This is a genomic window from uncultured Nocardioides sp. (genome assembly GCF_902805925.1).
Taxonomy (GTDB): domain Bacteria; phylum Actinomycetota; class Actinomycetes; order Propionibacteriales; family Nocardioidaceae; genus Nocardioides.
The window spans coordinates 1-6,402 of sequence record NZ_CADCUP010000136.1; the positions used below are offsets into that span (position 1 = coordinate 1).

The 6,402-nt window shown below is 74.5% G+C and carries 4 protein-coding genes and 1 pseudogene; 1 reads left to right on the forward strand and 4 read right to left on the reverse strand.

The features are described from left to right. On the reverse strand, positions 1-3,607 hold a 3,607-nt coding region (locus QZX64_RS09840), incomplete at its 3' end, for an alpha-(1->3)-arabinofuranosyltransferase family protein (RefSeq protein ID WP_295658941.1). Next, on the reverse strand, positions 3,604-4,356 hold the full coding sequence (locus tag QZX64_RS09845; RefSeq protein ID WP_295658943.1) for a class I SAM-dependent methyltransferase: 753 nt from the start codon (positions 4,354-4,356) through the stop codon (positions 3,604-3,606). The genes QZX64_RS09840 and QZX64_RS09845, both read right to left, overlap by 4 nt. A gap of 77 nt (positions 4,357-4,433) precedes the next feature. Here QZX64_RS09845 and QZX64_RS09850 point away from each other — a divergent pair, with 77 nt between their 5' ends. After that, positions 4,434-5,630: a glycosyltransferase family 4 protein gene (locus QZX64_RS09850; protein WP_295658945.1), complete on the forward strand. Its 1,197-nt coding sequence runs from the start codon at positions 4,434-4,436 to the stop codon at positions 5,628-5,630. A 56-nt stretch (positions 5,631-5,686) separates the two neighbouring features. Here QZX64_RS09850 and QZX64_RS09855 read toward each other — a convergent pair whose 3' ends face one another. After that, positions 5,687-5,848, reverse strand: coding sequence for a hypothetical protein (locus tag QZX64_RS09855; protein WP_295658952.1), 162 nt, complete (start codon positions 5,846-5,848; stop codon positions 5,687-5,689). 70 nt (positions 5,849-5,918) lie between these two features. Then, positions 5,919-6,402 (reverse strand): annotated as a pseudogene (locus QZX64_RS09860) (hypothetical protein); the annotation flags it as partial.

A 6,402-nucleotide genomic window follows, 5' to 3' on the forward strand; every position in this document is an offset into this window, starting at 1 on the left:
CGACGACGACGGGCTCGAGGGCCGCCCCCGCCTGCTCGGCCTCCCAGCCGGGGTTGGCGTTCTGCCGCAGGACCACGACGTCACCGGCCGCGAGCGGCCCCCGCACGTCGACCCTGCTGGGCGTCGGCCGCTGCGCGGACGCCACGACCGGTGCGGCGAGGCCGAGGTCCTCGGACCTGAGCACCACGGCGTCCGGCACGAAGACGGCCGAGGAGGTGAGGTCGACGGCGTTGTGGCCGGGGGCCAACGTCACCGTGGACCCACGGCACAGGCGCACGGGCACCCTCGCCCCGGCGTACAGCTGCACGGGGCTGGCCACGACGGCCGTGCGCAGCGACGTGCCGTTGACCGTGAGGGTCGGGCCGGACCCGCAGGACAGTCGGCGCGGCTGGTCGTCGAGGGACCCGGGCGCGAACGGCATGCCCGTGAGCCGCAGCTCGGAGATGCCGATGGGCAGGTCGGAGCCGACGGAGGCGAAGTCCAGGCTGGTGGCCGGCTCCGCCTGCTCGACGCGCAGGCGCAGCGTGTCGGTGCGGATGGCCGGGAAGCTCACCCGTCCGTCGCGACCGAGCTGCACGGTGCGCCGGCCACCGGGCCACGACAGCCGCAGCTCCTCGGGCGCCCTGGCAGCGGTGTCCTCGGCGACCGAGACCACCAGACCGGTGACGCGGCGCGCGCCCAGCCAGCTCAACGACAGCTCCTGGCGCAGGCCGTCCATGGCCGCGGTCCACGTGGTGCCCTCGCGGCCGTCGATCGCGGCGAAGGCGCGGGCGCGCGTGTCGGGCACCCCCGCGGAGGTCGCGGAGATGCCGATGGGCAGGCCGCGCTGGATCTCCTGGTCGAGCTCGGGCGAGGGTCGGGGCCGCGCCCAGAGCTGCGGTTCCCACTCCCCGCCGGTGGCGAGGGTGAGGGCGCGGCGCATCTCGAAGGGCTCCTCCGCCGCGACGTCGCGGCCGACGACGCAGCGCACCGCGTCGTCGACCTCCGCGCAGCCGGTGCGGTCGTCGTCGAGGGCGCGCAGGGCGATCACGTCGGGCTCACCCCACTCCTCCGGCAGCCGCGGCAGGACCAGCGAGCGGGACACGGTCACGCCGGGGACCTCGACCTCGGCGAGCTCGAGCTGGTTGCCCACGCGGTCGGAGGCGTCCTCGACGCGCAGCCACGCGGTGGAGACGCCGAGGCGCACGGTGCGGGAGGCCCCCTCGCCGATCTCGATCGGCTCGCTCACCCCTTCCGCGGTGCGCACCTGGACCACCTCCCGGTGGGGCCCGGCGGTGATCCGCACCGAGTCCACCGTGCGCTCCTCCTCGAGGTCGAGCCGCCACCAGGCGTCCTCGCCGGGCACGTAGTTGGCCCGCCAGGACGTCTCCTCGTGCCGGTCGACGGCGGCGAAGGGGAGCTGCCCGGGCTGCAGGGGGCCGAAGGCGTCGGCGTCGGCCATCGACGAGGAGGCGGTGACCGAGGCGGCGCCCGAGGTCCGGGCCCGGGTCAGCCACCGCTCGGCGTCCTCGGGCAGGTAGTCACGGGTCGGGCCCAGGCGGGTGGGGTCGTCGGGGGTCAGGGTCGCCGAGGTGCCGTCGTGGACGCGGGCGAAGTGGCGCTCGACCGAGCGGAGGCCGTCGGTGAGCACCAGCGGCTCCCCGCCGGCGGGCGGCTCCTCGACGTCGGTGGCGAGCCTGGTCGGCTCGTCGCCCAGCACGTCGAGGTCCTGGAGGTCGTAGAGGTCCTCGGCGCCGCCCACGACCACCGGCAGGTCCGAGGAGGAGTAGGCCGGTCCCTCGGTCGAGGCGGCTGCGCGGACGGCGTACACCTCGATCGCGGGATGCTCGTCCTGCCAGCCGCCGTTGACGACCACCTTGGCGCCGCGACCCTCGAGGTGCGCCTCCCCGCCGACGGTGGGCCCGAAGTCGGCGACCCGCTCCAGCCCCTCGGACCCGTCGATCGCCTGGTGCACCAGCACCGGGTCGGGCTGGTTGCTGCGCGTGAGGTCGTTGCGCAGGACCAGGTGCGTCACTCCGGCGCGGGCGAGGTAGGCCGCGAGCGCCGCGGACCCCCGGCCCTGCGCCAGCTGGCGCGAGACCTCGTCGAGCATCCGGATGTTCTGCGGCGGGGCCAGCGGCACCGCGTTGCGCACGGCCCACGGGGCGGCGGCCAGCGACTGCATGGGCTCGTCACGCGGCTGGCCCCACACGTAGGTGCCGAACGCCGAGCCCGGCACCAGCAGCGCGGTGCCGGAGGAGTCGGACCGCTCCAGCCACGCGGCCGCCTCGGCCCAGTAGTCCGGGACGGCCTGGAAGCCGGTCGAGGGCGTGATCCGGCCCAGCACGCCCGGCACGGCGGCACCCACCACGGCCAGGACCGCGGTCGCCACGACCACGGTGCTGGTGAGGCGGCTCGCCAGCGCGTCCAGGTCCCGGGGTCCACCCGCCGGAGCGGACCGACGCCGGGCGACGACGTGGTCGAGCAGGAAGCCCATGCCCAGCACCAGCGGCAACCGCAGGACGGGGTCGAACTTGTGCACATTGCGCAACGGCGCCAGCACCCCGTCGAGGAGCCGGAAGAGGTCGCCGGCGAACCAGCCCTGCACCCCGGTGGTGTGGCCCATCGTGACCATGGCGAGGCCGGCGACGACGCCCAGGCCGAGGAACAGCCGGTGCTGCGTGCCGCGGAGCAGGATGCCGGCGCACCCGAGGAACAGCACCACGCCGCTGTCGATCGGCAGGTAGAAGTCGCGCAGCAGGTCGTTGCCCGCACGGTTGGTCGGGTCGACGTACGGCACCCAGTTCGAGGTCCCCCGGAAGGCGTCGAAGAGGGTGGTCGGGAGGGTGGTGTTGACCGCCGACTCGATGTAGTCGAGGAAGGGCGGGCTGTAGGCGCCCATGACGAAGAGCGGGACCAGCCACCACAGCGTGCCCAGCAGGGTGAAGAGCGGCCACCACACCATCAGCGCCGTACGCCGCGGCCCGGGGCTGCGGGTGAGCACCCAGATGGCGCCGAGCGGCAGGACGGCGAAGGTGGCGGCCGCGTTGACGCCACCGACCATCGCCACCCCCAGGCCGGCCAGTGCCGCGGCACGCCGGGGCGAGCCCCGCTCCGAGCCCCGCACGAGCGCCAGCAGCACCCACGGGGCGACGGCGCCCGGCCACGCCTCGATGGAGATCTGCCCCATGGTGGTGAGCATCCGCGGGGACAGCGCGAACGCGAAGCCGGCCACGATGCACGCGACCTCCGAGCGCACACCGAGGGCGCGGGCGAGCCTCGCGGTCCCGAGGAAGGCGGTGCCCATGACCAGGGCCAGCCACAGCCGCTGCACGACCCACCCCGGCACGTCGACCAGCCAGCCGAGCAGGAAGAACGGGCCCATCGGCCACAGGTAGCCGTAGGCCTGGTTCTGCAGCTGGCCGAAGGCTCCCTCGGCGTCCCAGAGGTGGGTGGCCCGCCCCAGGAACTCCGCGGGCGCGAGCACGAGGTCCATCTTGGTGTCGGGCACGAGCAGCCCCGGTGACTGCACGAAGGCGAGGCCCGTCAGCACCACGACGCAGGCCAGCAGGCGCAGGCGCCGGCGCACCGTGCCGGAGGGAGGTGCCGCCAGGGTCGGCGTGCTCATCGCTTCCGGAGCACGATGACCAGGTTCCACGTCACGACCTCCCGCACGAGCGGCACCAGCACCAGGAAGCGGCTCCAGCGCGGGTTGTAGCGCGGGGTGAGGTCGAGGACCTCGGCACCGCCCTGCCGGCGCGCCCAGGCGATCCCTGCCCCGACGGTGACGGGGAACAGCGACTCGCCGTACCTGTTCTTGGGCTCCTTGCCGTGCACGCGCGCGTAGCGGCGGCGGGCCCGGAGGCCGCCGAGGTAGTGCCACGGCGCGGTCTCGTGGCCGCCCCACGGGCCGAACCACACGGTGTAGCTGATGAAGGTCACCCCTCCCCGCCTGGTCACGCGCACCATCTCGTCGGCCATCAGCCACGGGTCCGGCACGTGCTCGAGCACGTTGGAGGAGTAGCAGACGTCGACGGCGTCGTCGCGGAACGGCAGGGCCAGTCCGCTGCCGATGACCGTGCCCGGAACGATCTCGCCGAGCCCCGACAGCTCGCCGGCGTCGGCGTCGAGCGAGAAGTACGTCGCCCCCGCGTCGGCGAACGCGTCACGGAAGTAGCCGGGTCCACCACCCACGTCGAGGAGCGTGGCCCCGGCGAGGTCGACGTACTGGGACACCTGGCCGGCGGAGTCCGCGGCCAGCGCGGTGTAGAAGCGGGCCGGGTCGTCCTGCTCGTGGCGGAAGTCGCGGAGGAGCCGGACCGACCGACCCAGCGTCGCCCGCCAGGGGCGGGCGGCGGGGCTGGTCCGGCTCGGCACGCGGTGACCCTACCCGAGGGTCACTTGTGGTCGGGGAGGTTCCGAGAGCGGCTCCGGCCTTCGCTAGCGTTGCCCGGGTGCCGGACCAGATCCCCCCACCCGTGCTCGGGACCGACGCCGTCGCGGGCCGGCACGTGGTCTTCTTCAGCTGGCGCGACACCACCAACCCCGAGGGCGGGGGCGCCGAGCGCTACCTCGAGAAGATGGCCCTCGGCCTGGTGGAGCGCGGCGCCCGGGTGACGGTCTTCTGCGCCGCGCACCCCGGGGCACCCGCCGAGGACGTGCGCGACGGCATCCGCTTCGTCCGCGCCGGCTCGAAGACGGGCGTCTACGCCCAGGGGCTGCTGGCACTGGCCCGCCGCCGCTTCGGCGCCTACGACGTCATCGTGGACGTGCAGAACGGCCTGCCGTTCTTCACCCGGCTCGCCAGCCGCAAGCCGGTGATCGTGCTGGTGCACCACGTGCACCGCGAGCAGTGGCCGGTGGTCTACCCGGGGCCCGTCGGCCGGGTGGGCTGGTGGATCGAGAGCCGGCTGTCGCCGCGCCTGTACCGCTCCAGTCAGTACATCGCGGTCTCGCAGGCCACCCGGTCCGAGCTCGCCACGCTGGGCGTCGACGCCGCGCGCATCTCCGTGGTGCACAACGGCACCGACCCCGCCCTCCCCGCCCCGGGGACCAGGACGGCGTACCCGTCGATCTGCGTCGTCGGCCGCCTCGTGCCGCACAAGCAGGTCGAGCATGCGATCGACGCTGTCGCCTCGCTGCGGCCGGTGCACCCCCGGCTGCGCCTGGTGATCGTCGGGTCGGGCTGGTGGGAGGCTCCGCTGCGGGAGCACGCGGCCTCGTCCGGAGCGGGCGATGCGATCGTGTTCACCGGGCACGTGAGCGAGGAGCGCAAGCAGCAGGTGTACGCCGAGTCGTGGCTGATGGCGCTGCCGTCGTTGAAGGAGGGCTGGGGGCTGGTCATCGGCGAGGCGGGGATGCACGGGACGCCCACGGTGGCCTACCGGTCGGCGGGCGGCACCCGCGAGTCGATCGACGACGGGGTCTCAGGCGTGCTGGTCGACGACCGGGAGCAGCTCGTCGCCGCCCTCGGGCACCTGCTGGACGCCGGCGAGGAGCGCGAGCGGCTCGCCGCCGGCGCGCGGGAGATGAGCCACCGCTTCACCTGGGGGCATGCCCAGGGCTCCTTCGCGACGGTCCTGGGCGACGCCATGGGCGGCGTGCTGGAGGCCGTGGTGGACCCGGAGGAGCAGTCCACGCGCGAGGTCTGACGACGACGACCCGGACCGTGGGTCCGGGTCGGGCGTGCGAGCGGGATCGCGGGAGGCTACTGCCGGGCGTTGGTGCCGTAGTCGAGCACCGACTGCTCGACCTGCTCATTGGGCTTCTCGCCGGCGGACCGCTGCGCCTGGACGACACCGACCACGGTGGCACTGGCGACGCCGGCACCCACGACCAGAGCCGCGATGGCGGCTGTGAAAGATCCCACGACTCTCCTCCTTCTCCGACCGCCGACGATAACAGCGAATCCGCCCGCGGACGCATTGCAACGCACTTCTCTACCCGCCGGTTCCTCCTCGGGCACGGTGGTGGCGCCGCAGGGTGAGCAGCAGGGCGCCGAGGGGCCACCCCAGCCACACCGTCCAGGCGGCCCCCAGCGCGACGGCCGTGGCGACCGGGGTCGATGACAGCGTTGGCCGGGCGAGCTCGACCACCCTCAGCTCACCGCTGCTGACGACGGGGTCCCCCGGCACGTCGGGCCGCAGGAGGTCGTTCTCCTCCTCGCCCAGCCGCACGCTGTCGTCGGTCGCCACGAACCGGATGCCGAGGGAGGCCAGCGCCGCAGCCCGCTCCTGCGCCGCGGGCAGGGCGAGCGCGTCGAGCACCCGAGGCCCGCGCGGGTCCTCCCCCGCCACCTCCGTGCCACCGACGAGCAGGACGTCGCTGGCCACGTGGTCGGGGGTCAGGTGGCGCCCGAGCGGGTCCAGGACGCTGCGGAGGCCGTTCCACTCCGGGGCGCGGTAGGCGGTGAAGGGCAGGACG